The sequence below is a fragment of the Flavobacterium sp. FlaQc-47 genome (assembly GCF_044006475.1).
In the GTDB taxonomy this organism is placed as follows: domain Bacteria; phylum Bacteroidota; class Bacteroidia; order Flavobacteriales; family Flavobacteriaceae; genus Flavobacterium.
This window is the reverse complement of the sequence record NZ_JBIPCQ010000001.1, coordinates 740162-755270: the sequence shown is the minus strand read 5'-3', so window position 1 is coordinate 755270 and position 15109 is coordinate 740162. Positions and strand designations below refer to the sequence as shown.

General features: G+C 33.7%; 13 protein-coding genes. 10 read left to right on the top strand and 3 right to left on the bottom strand.

Annotation, left to right across the window (positions count from 1 at the left end; translation table 11 throughout):
- Positions 1-22 precede the first annotated feature (22 nt).
- A complete protein-coding gene (corA, locus tag ACHRVX_RS03065; protein ID WP_395329025.1) occupies positions 23-1093 on the bottom strand; it encodes a magnesium/cobalt transporter CorA in 1071 nt (356 codons plus the stop codon).
- 235 nt (positions 1094-1328) lie between these two features.
- On the bottom strand, positions 1329-3215 hold the full coding sequence (gene dnaK, locus ACHRVX_RS03060; protein WP_395329022.1) for a molecular chaperone DnaK: 1887 nt from the start codon (positions 3213-3215) through the stop codon (positions 1329-1331).
- Positions 3216-3597: 382 nt separating this feature from the next.
- Between dnaK and ACHRVX_RS03055 the strand changes: the two genes are divergently transcribed.
- From ACHRVX_RS03055 to ACHRVX_RS03035, 5 genes are all read left to right on the top strand, one after another.
- The gene (locus tag ACHRVX_RS03055; RefSeq protein WP_395329020.1) at positions 3598-4866 is read left to right on the top strand and encodes a Na+/H+ antiporter; all 1269 of its coding nucleotides are present in this window, start codon (positions 3598-3600) and stop codon (positions 4864-4866) included.
- 80 nt (positions 4867-4946) lie between these two features.
- Positions 4947-5615 (top strand): hypothetical protein, encoded by a 669-nt coding sequence (locus ACHRVX_RS03050; protein ID WP_395329017.1) that lies wholly within the window; start codon positions 4947-4949, stop codon positions 5613-5615.
- A 34-nt stretch (positions 5616-5649) separates the two neighbouring features.
- Entirely contained in the window at positions 5650-6117 is a 468-nt protein-coding gene (locus tag ACHRVX_RS03045) for a hypothetical protein (RefSeq protein WP_395329015.1), read from the top strand.
- A 30-nt stretch (positions 6118-6147) separates the two neighbouring features.
- Complete coding sequence (locus tag ACHRVX_RS03040; RefSeq protein ID WP_395329012.1) at positions 6148-6828, top strand: hypothetical protein; 681 nt, start codon at positions 6148-6150, stop codon at positions 6826-6828.
- A 139-nt stretch (positions 6829-6967) separates the two neighbouring features.
- On the top strand, positions 6968-7405 hold the full coding sequence (locus ACHRVX_RS03035; protein ID WP_089479560.1) for a thioesterase family protein: 438 nt from the start codon (positions 6968-6970) through the stop codon (positions 7403-7405).
- 81 nt (positions 7406-7486) lie between these two features.
- Here the strand turns inward: ACHRVX_RS03035 and ACHRVX_RS03030 are convergent, their stop codons facing one another.
- Positions 7487-10483 carry a LamG-like jellyroll fold domain-containing protein gene (locus ACHRVX_RS03030; RefSeq protein ID WP_395329009.1) on the bottom strand — a complete coding sequence of 999 codons (2997 nt, stop codon included), beginning with the start codon at positions 10481-10483 and terminating at the stop codon, positions 7487-7489.
- Positions 10484-10864: 381 nt separating this feature from the next.
- Here ACHRVX_RS03030 and ACHRVX_RS03025 point away from each other — a divergent pair, with 381 nt between their 5' ends.
- The 5 genes from ACHRVX_RS03025 to ACHRVX_RS03005 all read left to right on the top strand — a co-directional run bounded on the left by ACHRVX_RS03025 (position 10865) and on the right by ACHRVX_RS03005 (position 15044).
- The gene (locus ACHRVX_RS03025; protein ID WP_395329007.1) at positions 10865-11725 is read left to right on the top strand and encodes a mechanosensitive ion channel family protein; all 861 of its coding nucleotides are present in this window, start codon (positions 10865-10867) and stop codon (positions 11723-11725) included.
- Positions 11726-11732: 7 nt separating this feature from the next.
- Positions 11733-12575, top strand: a complete 843-nt coding sequence (locus tag ACHRVX_RS03020; protein ID WP_395329004.1) for a maleylpyruvate isomerase N-terminal domain-containing protein — start codon at positions 11733-11735, stop codon at positions 12573-12575.
- A 102-nt stretch (positions 12576-12677) separates the two neighbouring features.
- Positions 12678-13670, top strand: coding sequence for an alpha/beta fold hydrolase (locus ACHRVX_RS03015; protein ID WP_395329001.1), 993 nt, complete (start codon positions 12678-12680; stop codon positions 13668-13670).
- Between the two features lie 104 nt (positions 13671-13774).
- Positions 13775-14164: a DUF1398 domain-containing protein gene (locus tag ACHRVX_RS03010; RefSeq protein WP_395328998.1), complete on the top strand. Its 390-nt coding sequence runs from the start codon at positions 13775-13777 to the stop codon at positions 14162-14164.
- 22 nt (positions 14165-14186) lie between these two features.
- Entirely contained in the window at positions 14187-15044 is an 858-nt protein-coding gene (locus ACHRVX_RS03005; RefSeq protein WP_395328995.1) for a sulfurtransferase, read from the top strand.
- Positions 15045-15109 lie beyond the last annotated feature (65 nt).

Here is a 15109-nt window from a genome sequence, read left to right as displayed (position 1 = left end):
ATGTTTAAATTGTATAATAACGCTAAAACCAGCGCCTTTTTTTGAAATAGATAATCAATGCTACCACTAATAAAACCATTCCGCCCATCACAATAAAATAGCCGTTTCTTGCTTTTAATTCGGGCATATATTCGAAGTTCATTCCGTAAACTCCAACTATAAAGGTAAGAGGAATAAATATGGCCGAAATGATGGTCAGGGTTTTCATGATCTCATTCATTTTCCGACTTTGTTCCGAAAAATAAAAATTAGAAGCGCTTTCCAAGGAACTCATATCCGAATCAATTTGTTCTAAAAGTTCAAGACTTTTTTGATGCAATCTGATGAAAAAACTGAAAGTTTCTTTTTCAATACCGTTATAAGTATCATCATCTTTTATCGTTTTCAAATAATACAAAGAATCACGAAGTGGAATAATAGAACGCTTTAAAAAATTAAAATTATCACGATGGTTTTCAATCTTTTCTAAAATAACAGGGTCAGCACCTTTTTTAGTCAAATTAATTAATTCTTCGATTTTATCTTCTTCATCTTCAATTGTAATGTAAAAGTTTTCCATTACAGCATCTAATAACAAATACAGCAAATAATCGACTCTTTTAGTTCTTACAATCCCCGCATGAGTGCGAAGACGCTCCCTAATATGGGTAAAAAAATCACTTCGTTTTTCCTGAAACGAGATAAGAATTCCGTCTTTCAAAATAAAACTAATTTGCTCAACACTTATATTATCTGAATATTCTGAAGGTAAAAGTGATTTTATATTAAAAAACAAAATATCTCTTTGCTCTTCAAGCTTCGTCCTTTTGGTCGTATTTAAAATATCTGCTAATAAAAAATCATCCAGTTTAAAATGTGCACCAATTGTTTTAATTAAATTGATATCGTTTAATCCGTGAATGTTCAGCCAGTTATTTTTAGTGTAATCAATACATGTATTTAATGCTAAAACAGTAAATTTCTCATATTCAATCACATCTGTATCATCATATACAAAAAGCTGCATCTCTGTTTCAAGCTCTTTTTGTGAGCCGGTATACTCTAAAGTGACATGCTGAAGCTTCCGCCCTTTCTTGTATTTTATCTTTCTCATTCAAAAATATTTTCAATAGTAATATTACGAAAAAGAATCTGAATGGGAAATGACATTTGTCATTTTAATTGAAAAATGCGTGAACAAAATTAGCTTATTTGTATTGTTTTTACTACTTTAATTAAATCAACAATTTTGAAAAACCTGTCGGTTTTAAAACCTAAACGCAACATACCACCATAAAAAAAACCGAGTCATTTCTGACTCGGTTTTTCAATATTATTAGAAAGAAGAATTATTTGACTTCTTCGAATTCAACGTCTTCAACATTGTCTCCAGATTGCTCTTGTTGTGGAGCAGCTTGTTGACCTTGTTGATCACCACCTTGAGCATACATCGCTTCGGTAGCTGTTTTCCATGCAGCGTTCACATTGTCTAATCCTTTTTGGATAGCCTCAAGATCTTGAGATTGGTGAGCAAATCTTAGCTCAGTCAAAGCAAACTCGATAGCAGTTTTGTGATCGTCAGTAATCTTATCCCCTAACTCTTTCAACTGAGTTTCAGTTTGGAAGATAGTACTGTCAGCTTCATTTATTTTCTCAGCTCTTTCTCTTGCAATTTTGTCAGATTCAGCATTAGCTTCAGCATCTTGTTTCATTTTCTCGATTTCTTCAGAAGTTAATCCAGAAGAAGCTTCGATACGAATGTCATGAGATTTTCCAGTTCCTTTATCAGTAGCAGTTACTTTGATGATACCATTAGCATCAATATCAAAAGCAACTTCAATTTGAGGAACTCCTCTTGGTGCTGGTGGAATACCATCTAAGTGGAAACGACCGATAGTTTTGTTATCAACAGCCATTGCTCTCGCTCCTTGCAATACGTGAAGCTCAACAGATGGCTGAGAATCAGAAGCAGTAGAGAATACTTGAGATTTTTTAGTTGGAATAGTTGTGTTAGACTCAATTAAGATAGTCATAACACCACCCATAGTTTCAATACCTAAAGATAAAGGTGTAACGTCAAGTAACAATACATCTTTTACATCTCCTGATAAAACTCCACCTTGAATAGCTGCTCCAATAGCAACAACCTCATCAGGATTAACTCCTTTAGACGCTTTTTTACCAAAGAATTTCTCCACTTCGTCAGCAATTCTTGGCATACGAGTAGAACCTCCAACAAGGATAACTTCGTCAATATCAGATGTAGTTAAACCTGCATCTTTTAATGCTTTAGCAACTGGCTCCATAGAACGTTTAACTAATGAATCAGTTAATTGCTCAAATTTAGCTCTTGTTAATTTTTTTACTAAGTGTTTTGGTCCTGAAGCAGTAGCAGTTACGTATGGCAAGTTGATTTCAGTTTCTGAAGAAGAAGACAATTCAATTTTTGCTTTCTCTGCAGCTTCTTTCAAACGTTGCAATGACATTGGGTCAAGACGTAAATCAATACCTTCTTCAGCTAAAAATTCATTAGCTAACCAGTCAATAATTTCGTGGTCAAAATCATCTCCACCTAAGTGAGTATCTCCGTTTGTAGATAATACTTCAAATACACCGTCTCCTAATTCAAGAACAGAGATATCAAAAGTACCTCCACCTAAATCGTAAACAGCAATTTTTTGATCAGTTCCTTTTTTATCTAATCCGTAAGCAAGTGCCGCAGCAGTTGGCTCATTGATGATACGCATAACTTTAAGACCAGCAATTTCTCCAGCTTCTTTCGTAGCTTGACGTTGAGCATCGTTAAAGTAAGCAGGAACAGTAATAACCGCTTCAGTTACAGTTTGACCTAAATAGTCTTCAGCAGTTTTTTTCATTTTTTGAAGAGTCATTGCTGACAATTCCTGAGCAGTGTATAAACGACCGTCAATATCCACACGTGGCGTATTGTTGTCACCTTTTACAACTGAATAAGAAACTCTTTTTGCTTCGTTTGTCGTCTCAGCAAAAGTATGTCCCATAAAACGTTTAATAGAAGCAATCGTTTTTGTAGGATTCGTTACCGCTTGTCTTTTTGCAGGATCACCCACTTTAATTTCTCCACCTTCAACAAAAGCGATGATAGATGGCGTTGTTCTTTTTCCTTCTGCGTTAGGAATAACAACTGCTTCGTTACCTTCCATTACAGAAACACAAGAGTTCGTCGTACCTAAGTCAATTCCGATTATTTTACCCATTTTTTATATATTTAATTTTGATATACATTTTAATAACTCAGGTGGCATAAGTCAATCTTTGTGCCAATATAAAAAACCAAAGTAAATTGTCAGTTTTACTGTCCGCACATTTAAAACTATCTGACAACATGACATTTTAAAAACCTGACATTCGTGGCATATCAGCACTTTACGTGTCATTATCAGAAGCCATTTCCTGCTATCCGCTATATCTTTTCCCAGCTAAAGAAGCCAGAAAAAGGATGCCGCTCCTATCAGGGCTAAGCTTTTCGGTTTCATTATTAGTTTATCCTAATTTGATAGTATAATGTCTTTCAAAATTTTCAATTAAATCCTTAAATACTTACATTAGCCACTTCCTAAAAATTCAATATCAGCCAAAATGGAAAATTACAGCATCATTATCTTTATACTCGCCATCATAATTGGTCTTTCAGCATTTGCTGATAAAATAAAACTTCCCCAGCCTATTTTACTTGTGATCGTAGGCATTGCAATTGGTTTTATACCAACAATGGGCGAAATTGAAATAAATCCTGAAATTATATTTCTGATTTTTCTTCCTCCATTATTATACGACGCATCTTTTAATATATCTCCTAAAGATTTCAAAACCAACATCAATACAATAGGTACGCTTGCGATAACATTAGTTTTCCTGACTACATTCTGGATTGGCGTAGTTGCCCATTATATGATCCCGAATATTACCTGGCCTTTAGCCTTTTTATTAGGCGCAATACTTTCTGCAACAGATGCCGTTGCAGCCATAAGCATCACAAAAGGACTTGGAATTCCGCATAAAACCATTACCATACTCGAAGGCGAAAGTTTAATTAACGATGCTTCTGCACTAGTTGCATATCGTTTTGCCGTTGCTGCCGTAATGGGGTCAGCTTTTGTAATTTGGAAAGCAACTTTACAATTTCTAGTATTATTAGGCGGCGGTTTTTTGGTTGGTTTTGTAATGGCAAAAATCCTGAGCTTTATATTAACCAGAGTACATAAAAATGTAAATGTTACTATTAGTTTTATGTTATTAATGCCATTTGTAACCTATTTAATTGCAGAACAGCTGCATGTTTCCGGCGTAATTGCAGTAGTTATTCTTGGACTTGCAATTGCTCGTTTTAGCAAAAAAATATTTCCTGAAAGTCTAAAAAAAGAATCAAGAAGCTTATGGGACATTCTAATTTTTCTATTAAATGGATTAATCTTCATTTTAATTGGACTCAACTTTAGATATATCTTAAAAAATATAGATGATAATATGATTTTACCTTATATAGGATATGCTGTTATCATCACTATTGTGGCTTTGCTTATTAGAATGGTGAGAATATTTTTCCAGAAAATAAATCTTCAAAAAGCTTTTATAAAAGGAAAACGAAAAGTGAGTGAAAATGCCTTATTAGACTTCAATAATAGTGTTATACTTAGCTGGTCAGGAATGCGCGGAATAGTTTCTCTGGCAATTGCTATTGGTATACCAAAGGAGTTAGAAAACGGAACTCCTTTTCCGGAACGAAACGTAATTATATTCATTTCTGTAGCCGTCGTTTTATTAACTTTAATTGGTCAGGGACTTACTTTGCCCTGGATTGTAAAAAAACTAAATGTCAGAGAAGAAAAAGAATCTTTACCCGAATAAATAAAATCATTCCGTTTTTTGTACTGTTTTTTCTATATTTTTACCCGTAATACTAACCCGTCAAAAAAATACCACAATCAATGAATGACAATTTAAAATACATTACTAAACTATTCAGCAGCGCAACATTTAGTTTTATTAAAATAAATATTATCGGGCAAATATTAATTGCACTATTATCTGTATTAAGTCTTTCAGCCATTATTTATCAATCGTCTTCTGGTCCAGGATTGGGTCATGTAAGCGGAGGCGCAGTAGTATTAGTATTATTTGCTCTTAGACCTATCGGATTTAGTTTGGTCGTTATTGGCCTTTTTGCACTTCCTTTTCTATTGTTTTCCCTCGGAAATAAATACATAATATCAAAAACCATTAACAAATTAATCTCGGATAAAGGTGAAGCTTTACTTTATCCAATCATTGACAAAGTTCTCGGCAAAATAAAAACAAACCAACCTGATTTATTAAAAAAAGGAACTGACAGCACAAAACTGAAACTAAAGGTTTTACAGGAAATCAGAGATTCTAAAGAGAACAAATGGTTAAAGAAAATTATTATCTATGGTTTTAAAAAAGTAAGCCTGGATGATGTTGATTTTTCCGATGAAAAAGTAAGCTTTTCAGATATCATTAAAGAAAAAATCATTACAGGATTAAAAAATGTCTCGCAACCAAGCAGAAATTTTTTCTGGATTATTCTGGGAATACAAGTAACCATTTTAATTCTGATTTTTACTCAGGTAATCTAATTTTGAATCTCATTAACAAATACATAATCAGAATATGAATCAGGAATTAGAAAGTCATTTTGATGAATTTGATAAAGCACCAATTATCAGAAGACAGCTTTTGCCATGGTGGATTAAAACTTTTTGCTGGATATTTATGATTTTGACCGTTTGTGCTATTTGTGCCGCTGTCACCAACATTTTTGTACCAAATATAAACATATCTCTGTATGGCTTTTCAAGCGATACAGCTTTCTCAGGAACAGGAATATTTATCATTGCTGTTATGCTTTTGAAAGGTTTTGCAGCATATTCCCTTTGGTTTGAAAAGCCCAACGCAATCTCGATTGGTAAAATTGATGCCGTTTGCGGAGTCGTAATCTGTGTCATTTCAATGTTTGTGCTTCCTTTTACTGCTAAGGATGGTCATTTTTCACTACGTATAGAAATTTTACTTCTTATTCCGTATTATATGAGACTGAACAAAATTGAATACGAATGGGATAATTTAGAAAGTCTGTAAACTAACATCCTTTAACTTAATAAAACTAAAATGAAAAAATTTGTCCTATTCTTATTCTTTCTTTTAAGTCTGAACCTGACTTTTTCCCAACAAAAATCAACCGGTAAAACCAATAATAAATCGGTGAAAACCACTCGAAAACACGATACTTTCAACGAAACAATTACTATTACCAATAAAAAACTGCAATCATTTATTCCAAAAGGTTACAATGCAATTGCACAACAAAACGGTGATTTAAATCTTGACAAAATAGCCGATTGTATCTTAGTTTTGCGCAAAGCAACCGAAGAAACAACGTCAAATATGGATGAAAACAAACCGGACAAAAGACTTGTATTACTTTTATTAGGTCAGAAGGATGGGAGTTATAAACTCGCTTATAAAAATGAAAATGCAGCTTATTGCATTGATTGCGGTGGTCTATTTGGAGATCCTTTTAATGCAATCGCCATCAAAAACGGTTATTTTTCTATTGAACATCGTATTTCGGGCGGACATCATTGGGAACACATTACAACGTTTAAATTCAATAAAGCCAAAAATAACTGGTATTTATACAAAGATCATTTTATCAATTATATTCTCAATCCAAGTTCTGCACCAGATGCCGAAGCTTTAATTGCAAATGTTGACAAACTCAAAACTGTTAAGGATTTTGGAGAAATTTCATTTCAGCAATTCAATATTTATTCTGAAAGAGGTTATTAATATAAATCTGCCTTACTAACTCTTTTATACTTTCTCACAAACAGTTTCCTTTTTTATTTGTAATTTCGATTTTCATTAAAATTAATACTTCTTTCAGGGAAATAATATCTCTAAAAGAATTTAAAATACAAATATAAAAATGGCTTCATTTATTAAAGAATTATCATTTCGCTGGTCAGATCTTGACCCAAATTTTCACGTTCGTCACAGCGCTTATTATGATTTTGGTGCGCAACATCGTATCGAAATCCTTGAAGAATTAGGTTTAACTTTAAAAGTGATGCAAACACAAAGCTTTGGACCTGTATTATTTAGAGAAGAATGTATTTTTAGAAAAGAACTAAAACTTTCTGATAAGATATTTCTTCACACTAAAACTTCAAAAATGAAAGCCGATGCTTCACGCTGGTCCATCATTCACGAATTTAGAAAAGAAGATGATACACTTTGTGCCGTAATCACCGTTGACGGAGCATGGATGGACACAAAACTTAGAAAATTAGCTTCTCCAACTCCGGAAATTGCAATTGAAGCTTTGAGCATCTTCCCAAAAAGTGATGATTTCGTAGGACTTTAAACTAAATCAAACTTATTATAAAATACAAAAACCGTTACATTAATTTGTAACGGTTTTTTAGTTATAAAAACAGATTATTTCTTATTCAGTCACAATTTTAAAGCTGCGATTTAAGTTTTCGCCGGAAATAGTAAGCATATAAATCCCCTTCACTTTCTTATTGGTAATATGGAGAGAAAAAATACCATTCCCGTCAGAAAATATTTTTTCCTTAAGAATAATTTTACCTGTCATATCAACTAAAGCAGCCGTTACAAAAGATAAATTATGATTAGGAATAGTAATGAAAATTTGATCTTTTACAGGATTAGGATAGACAATTACATCGTTTTTGCTTTGGCTAAATTCATCCGTACTCAAAAAAACCTGAGTGTATAAACCAAAAACTTCGCTAGCATTCAAAGGATAATTAAATAGCTGAAGTTCATCAAACTGACCTTTATACGGCGCCGGCGCCGTACCGGATGATAATTCAAGTTCGCCAATATTACCTATTATCAAATCAGTTGGTTCGGCAATTCCGGTAACTGTCGATTCATCAAGTTCAGCCGAAAAAACACCATTAGTATAAATTCTAATTTTATGCACCATTACATCTCTCATAATAACCACATTTACCCAATCTCCGGTAAAATATTTCGCAGCAGCAGTAGTTACTTCTCTCTTTGTAACATCATCATCAATTGCAAAACGCAAAAGACCGCCTTTAACTTCTATATTATATCTTTTGCCGGTTGCGCCAGTTGTGGCATTTTTGGTAAACGATCCTTTGCATAATAAATAAATACTCGTTGATGATGAACCTGGCAACAAAGCCGGAGCCGCCTTCATCCAGAATGAAACCGTAAACGAATTTTTATCAAATAATAAATAATCCTGATTCGGGATATTGACCATCGATTTATTACTCAAAGACGTCGAAAAATCAATCGCATTATTTGCCTTTCCGGGAACTCTTACAGCCGTATTATCAAAATTCACATCTAATAAACCGTGATTTGCATAACTTGTAATATCTTCAATTTGTTCACCTTGTAATGCTGTTTCCTTAAATGGCCAATGACCAACAATACTTGGCGTTATGGCACGAAAACTCCAAACATCTCCAGTTGTAATTCCTTTAGCATTTGATGCATCAATTCTCCAATAATAATTTATTGCCGGATTTAAACCCGTAACCTGATATGATGGACTAACAGCATACGGAACATCAGCCAACTTGATTAAATTTGAAATATCAGTTCCAAAATATACCGAGTAATTAACTGTATTTGAACTTCCGCTCCAATTTAAAGTTACATTTCCACTTGACAATTCAACAGTATTAAATCCCGTTGCAGGAATTGGAGAAGTTACTTTAGCTGGCGCTGATGGAATTGGCGGTGTGGTTATAATTGCTATTGTATTATACACCGATGATTCTGAACTATTTGTTGCCTTAACTTGATAATAATATAGAGTATTCGGGATCAAATTTATATCATTATAGCTTGTAGTATTTGCAGCTAAAGTTGCAATTACAGTAAAATCAGTTCCATTTAAAGAACGTTCTAAAACATAATTATCTTCATTTGTGGCATTATCTCCCCAATTCAAAGTCAACGAGCTTGAAGCTGGAACTTCGGTTGAAACTACATTTGTAAACGTAATATCAGAGGGCGGAATAATAAAATCAGGAGCAGTTTCATTTGTCAATCCGTTAATGTAGACTTCAATATTCAAATAAGGTGCATGATTTGCACTTACCAACAAAGCATCAGCAGTATTTTTATCAAGCCCGTTTGCATCTTCCCACACATCAGGAATTCCGTCATTATCAGCATCTAAAGGAGCAGGAGCGCCATAAACATGTCCTGCGCCTCCGTTTATAAAACCAAATTTCTGTGTTAAATCAGTTTGAACGTAAACATAAGTTGCAGTTGTTCCTTTAGAAATCAAATCCGTAATCATTAAATTCTCAACCTGATCGCGTCTTGGGTACGAAGCGCCAACATTTTGCACAATTTTATTATAAGCATTAACTGCCGAAAGTGCTGTGTTTTTCATAGGATAATCATAGGGTGTTGACAAAATCGTCGATGCATTTCCCGTAGGATATCCCGTTAAATCTGCCGGAACTAATGTTCCATTTAAGATTCCGTCCTTATTATTATCAAAATAATTGCCCGCGCCGTACAAAGAGAAATTATCATTTCCTCTGTTAAACGGCGTTGAAATGGTTGTACTGGTATTGGGACCGCCAATAAAATAATTATTGATGATATTAACATCAGAACTTCCTGCCGAATCTCCGCCCATAATATAAGCATCTCCAGATTCAGCATGTCCGTAAGTATTGCCGTAATTCCCCCAATTGTAAACCACATTGTTTACAAACTCATTGATTCCTTTTATTTTGTTGTTTCGGGTTTTATTGCAGATGTACAAATTTCCAATCAAACTTATTTTTCCGCCGGAAGGCTGCATCAATCCACCAGCCGAATGATTATGACGATGTAATCCCTGCCCAATAATCGAATTTTGAATCGTGATATTATCCGGACTTATACCTTTATTATCCCAGTTGATAGAAAAAACTTCATCAGTTCCCCAGGTAAAAGTCATGTGGTCAAAAATTAAATTTGCACCGTTTGAAAGTCCTGACGCATCTTGGTTTTGAGCACTTCCTCCGTAGCGAATCCTGAGATATCTGGCGATTGTATTACTCGCACCTGAAAATGTCACGCGTGGCCCTAAAAATACAATTCCTTCGCCGGTTGCAGTTTGACCCGCGATAGTGCTATTACTTGCTACAACAACCTGAGTTTGTAAATTGACAATACCGCCAACTTTAAAAATCACAAATCTGCCTTCCTGACTCACAGCATCCCGAAAAGATCCCGGTCCGCTATCGTTTAAATTTGTCACCAGGTAAATTTGAGGATTTGCAGCACCTCGCGCACCTGTAGTAAAACGTCCAAAACCTGTAGCTTCAGGAAAAGCTAATGTTTGAGCTTGTAAATCGTAAATGGTTGTGAGTAAACCAAAGATCATAAAAATTTTAAGCAAATGCTTAAACTTTAAGGTAATTCTTTTCATAGTAAACGGTTATAATGGTTAAATAGTTATAACCAAATTAGCCATAAGCCCAAGAGAGACCGTCCTGCCCTATCCTGATTTACAATTCTAAATATCAACACGTTAAATATTCTACAATGAAACAGAATCTTTAAATCATCAAATCAATTTAAAATCATGGAATATGCCTTTTTGCATATTTTACTTTAAAAATTGTAACAAAAAATCTTATTACATAATAATTTACTGATTATAACAATTATAAATCCTGGAAACAGCTAAACTTCGTAAATTAGCTTTTCTGACTTTTGAAATACATTTTAACCAAAAAGTCATTTCTTAAAAATTACCAATCCAAAATTATAACAGCTGTTTTGGCTTTTTTCTTAAAAATTAAAACGTATGATTGATTACATAAAAGACTTTAGAATTGTGATTTTCATTGTAATAATAGCAATTGTTACAATAGTTTTAGGTGCGATTACAGATAAGGTATTACGTTATTTTTTGTACCGAAAATTAAGCAATAAGGAATATGATGCAACTGGTTTCAGATTCTTAAAGCACTTAATTATAACCGTAATTTACATTTTAGGATTTGCCTTTGCGTTGATCCAAATTCCTGAATTTAAAATCATTGGGCATTCTTTTTTAGCCGGAGCCGGAGTGATTTCACTGGTTGCAGGCTTGGCTTCTCAACAGGCTTTAAGCAATATTGTAAGCGGAATTTTTCTGGTAATTTTCAAACCTTTCAGAATCAATGATAAAATCACAATTAACAATTTTGTTGGAACTGTAGAAGATATCAATTTAAGACAAGTAGTTCTAAAAGATGCTGAAAACAACCGAATAATAATTCCCAATTCAGTAATTAGCAATCAGATTATTGTAAACACGAATATGCATGATACAAAATGCTGTAAAATAATCGAAATTGGAATTGGTTATGAATCTAATATAGAAAATGCATTAGAAATCATGAAAGATGAAGTTGCCAGACATCCGTTTTTTATTGATACCAGAACAGCTGAGAATAAAAAGCAAAAAACACCTTTAGTAATCGCTCGCGTTGTCGCGCTCGCAGATTCAAGCGTGACATTGAAAGCATGGGCGTGGGCAAAAAATTCCACAGATGGATTTGTAATGTATTGTGATTTACTGCAAAGTATCAAAAAGCGTTTTGACGAAAATAATATCGATATTCCATATCCGCAACAAGTGGTAACTTTAAAAAATAACGACACAAACATTCCTAAAAAATAATTCTGTTATGGCAGCTTTGCAAATTGTACCTATTAAAACTTTACATCTTTTTGCGATATTAGATAAATTGTTAATCGAACTTTTAAAATCATTAACTGAGAAAGAATGGAATATGCAAACTGTTGCCAGAAAATGGACCGTAAAAGACATTGCTTCCCATTTACTAGACGGAAATTTAAGAGGTTTGTCGATATCCAGAGATCATTATTTTGGAGAAAAACCTGAAAATATAAATTCCTACGAAGATTTAGTTGCTTTTTTAAATCAGCTTAATATGACATGGACAAATGCAACAAAACGACTTAGTCCTATTGTTTTGACACAGTTATTAGAAACTACAGGAAAGCAATATTCAGACCATTTACAAACATTAAATCCTTTAGAAAATGCTTTATTTTCAGTTGCATGGGCTGGTGAAGAAACGTCGTTAAATTGGTTTCATACCGCAAGGGAATACACTGAAAAATTCCTTCATCAGCAGCAAATTAGGAATGCCGTGGGTAAACAAGCGCTTTTAACAAAAGAGTTATTTCATCCTTTCATCAGTACATTTATGTACGCATTGCCACATACTTATAAAGATATAGAAGCAGAAAAAGGAACCATTGTTACGCTAATTGTAAATACTGAAATTGGCGGTCAATGGAATATCATTAAAGAAGAATATCATTGGCGATTCTTTGAACAATCTGATATTAAACCAACTGCAACTATTAAAATTGATCCAATTGACGTGTGGCTATTATTCTCAAAAGGAATGGCTCCGGCTGAAGCTAAAGAAAAAGTTGAAATTTCAGGAGATAGAAAATTAGCTGAAATTGCTTTGAATATTATAGCCGTAATGGCATAATTCCTAGTAGATATTTTCTGATAATTTTAAGATTTTATTTTTTGATTTTAAAATCGTTAACTTTAATTTTATAAATACTCGAAAACGAAATACATTCAAAAAATGAAAAATATAAAACTTATTCTTTTACTGCTTCCTATTTTGTGTTTTTCGCAGCAGGAAAAAGTAAAAGCACTCGATATTAATTTAACCAATTATGAATATCCGTTTCCTGTACAATTTTTAGAATTGAGCAACCAGCGACAATATCTTAAAATGGCGTATATGGATATTAAACCGGATAATTACAACAACAAAAATATCGTTTTACTGCACGGTAAAAATTTCAACGGCGCTTATTGGGAAACTACAATTAAAGCATTGACTAAAGAAGGTTTCAGAGTAATAGTTCCGGATCAGATAGGTTTTGGAAAATCCTCAAAACCGGATAATTTTCAATACACTTTTCAGCAATTAGCAGAGAATACTAAAAAATTACTTGACCATTTAGGAATTCAGAAAACAACGATTCTCGGACATTCCATGGGCGGAATGCTAGCCTCACGATTTGCTCTAATGTATCCTGAAACTACTGAAAAACTGGTTCTCGAAAATCCAATTGGCTTAGAAGACTGGAAACTTGTTGTGCCTTATAAACCTGTTGACTGGTGGTACGAATCTGAATTAAAGCAAAACTATCAAAACATAAAAAGCTACCAGATGGCGAATTATTATGATGGAAAATGGAATGATGATTTCCAAAAATGGGCTGAACTCGGTGCCGGATGGACATCAGCTCCGGATTATGCTAAAGTTGCATGGAATTCGGCTTTAATGTATGATATGATTTTTACACAGCCAGTTTTATATGAATTCAAAAACATCAAAAGTCCAACGCTTTTAATCATAGGGACCAGAGATAAAACTGCAATAGGAAAACCTCTTGTATCTGAAGAAGTAAAAAAAACAATGGGTAATTATATGGAACTTGGCAAAAAAACGCAAAAAACAATTCCCAATTCAAAATTAGTCGAAGTTCCTAACACAGGACATTTACCGCATATAGAATCTTTTGACCAGTTTATAAAACCATTAATCGTATTTTTGAAATCATAATTTATTAGCCGCGAATTTCACAAATTATCACAAATTTTTATTTGAATAATGTATAATTCTAATTCGTGAAATTCGTGGCAAACCTAACTTTAAAACTAAAACACATGTTTACAATCGAACAAATAAAAGAAGCGCATGCCAAAGTACAAAGCGGTGCAGATTTTCCAAATTATATACAAGACCTGATTATTTTGGGCGTAAAAGGGTATGACACATTTGTCAATAATGGAAATGTAGAATATTATGGCGTAAATGGTTACACCGTTTCATCTGAAGAAAAATATCCTGAAATTCAAATTGCTCCTGTTGCCAATAAAGAACGTTTTATTGAATTTTTAGTAATGCATCAGGACGGTCAAACTGATTATTTAACATTCTGCAATCATGCCGCACAATCCGGAATTGCAAAATGGCGCGTTGATATTATTGAGATGACCTGTACTTATTTCGACAAAGCAAATAACGAAATATTGATAGAAAAAATTCCGGGATAGTAGTCCGTACAAATCAATTCAAATGGAGCAATCAATATCACCAATCATAAATGCTGAAGATTTACTAAAATTAAAACATTCTTCTGATATTGTTTTAGTCGATGCCAGAGCAGGAATTAATTCTCAGGAAAACTATCAAAAAGAACATCTCAAAGGTGCTCGTTATGTAGATCTGAATCAGGACTTAGCAACAGTAGAAAATGATCCGTCAAATGGAGGAAGGCATCCTTTACCATCAGTAGAGAAATTTTCTAAAATACTTTCTAAACTCGGAATTTCACCTATAAGTCACGTAGTAATCTATGACGACAAAAACGGCTCAAATGCTGCTGCACGATTTTGGTGGATGTTGCGTGCCATTGGTCATGAAAAAGTTGAGGTTTTAAATGGCGGTTTACAAGCTGCAATAAAAGTTGGTTTTCCTGTAAGTTCAGGAATTGAAGTCTTTAAACCAACAGAAAATTATCCAATATCAGAATGGAAATTATCTCAGGCAAATATCGATGAGGTAGAAAAAGCCCGAAATAACGACGAAAATATTGTGATTGATGTCAGAGACAAAAATCGGTTTGATGGTTTGACAGAACCTCTGGATTTAATTGCCGGACATATTCCGGGCGCAGTAAATATTCCGCTTAGCGAAAATTTAGATGAAGAAGGACTATTCAAATCACCAGACGTTTTGGCTGAAAAATATTCAGAAATTGTAGGCGATAAAAAACCAGAAAATATAATCGTGCATTGCGGTTCCGGAGTTACAGCCTGCCATACTTTATTAGCGATGGATTACGCCGGAATTCCTATTCCAAAATTATATGTAGGTTCCTGGAGCGAATGGTCAAGAAATGATTGCGAAATGGCAACAAAACAAAAAGAATAACCTATTGATAATAAAACACATAGAAAGATAGATTTTCCTTGTACAAAGAACAAAAAAAGAAACAT

Excerpts from the sequence above, each read along its gene's own strand:
- corA (WP_395329025.1), bottom strand. The coding sequence starts at position 1,093 with ATGAGAAAGATAAAATACAAGAAAGGGCGGAAGCTTCAGCATGTCACT.
- dnaK (WP_395329022.1), bottom strand. The coding sequence starts at position 3,215 with ATGGGTAAAATAATCGGAATTGACTTAGGTACGACGAACTCTTGTGTT.
- ACHRVX_RS03055 (WP_395329020.1), top strand. The coding sequence starts at position 3,598 with ATGGAAAATTACAGCATCATTATCTTTATACTCGCCATCATAATTGGT.
- ACHRVX_RS03050 (WP_395329017.1), top strand. The coding sequence starts at position 4,947 with ATGAATGACAATTTAAAATACATTACTAAACTATTCAGCAGCGCAACA.
- ACHRVX_RS03045 (WP_395329015.1), top strand. The coding sequence starts at position 5,650 with ATGAATCAGGAATTAGAAAGTCATTTTGATGAATTTGATAAAGCACCA.
- ACHRVX_RS03040 (WP_395329012.1), top strand. The coding sequence starts at position 6,148 with ATGAAAAAATTTGTCCTATTCTTATTCTTTCTTTTAAGTCTGAACCTG.
- ACHRVX_RS03035 (WP_089479560.1), top strand. The coding sequence starts at position 6,968 with ATGGCTTCATTTATTAAAGAATTATCATTTCGCTGGTCAGATCTTGAC.
- ACHRVX_RS03030 (WP_395329009.1), bottom strand. The coding sequence starts at position 10,483 with ATGAAAAGAATTACCTTAAAGTTTAAGCATTTGCTTAAAATTTTTATG.
- ACHRVX_RS03025 (WP_395329007.1), top strand. The coding sequence starts at position 10,865 with ATGATTGATTACATAAAAGACTTTAGAATTGTGATTTTCATTGTAATA.
- ACHRVX_RS03020 (WP_395329004.1), top strand. The coding sequence starts at position 11,733 with ATGGCAGCTTTGCAAATTGTACCTATTAAAACTTTACATCTTTTTGCG.
- ACHRVX_RS03015 (WP_395329001.1), top strand. The coding sequence starts at position 12,678 with ATGAAAAATATAAAACTTATTCTTTTACTGCTTCCTATTTTGTGTTTT.
- ACHRVX_RS03010 (WP_395328998.1), top strand. The coding sequence starts at position 13,775 with ATGTTTACAATCGAACAAATAAAAGAAGCGCATGCCAAAGTACAAAGC.
- ACHRVX_RS03005 (WP_395328995.1), top strand. The coding sequence starts at position 14,187 with ATGGAGCAATCAATATCACCAATCATAAATGCTGAAGATTTACTAAAA.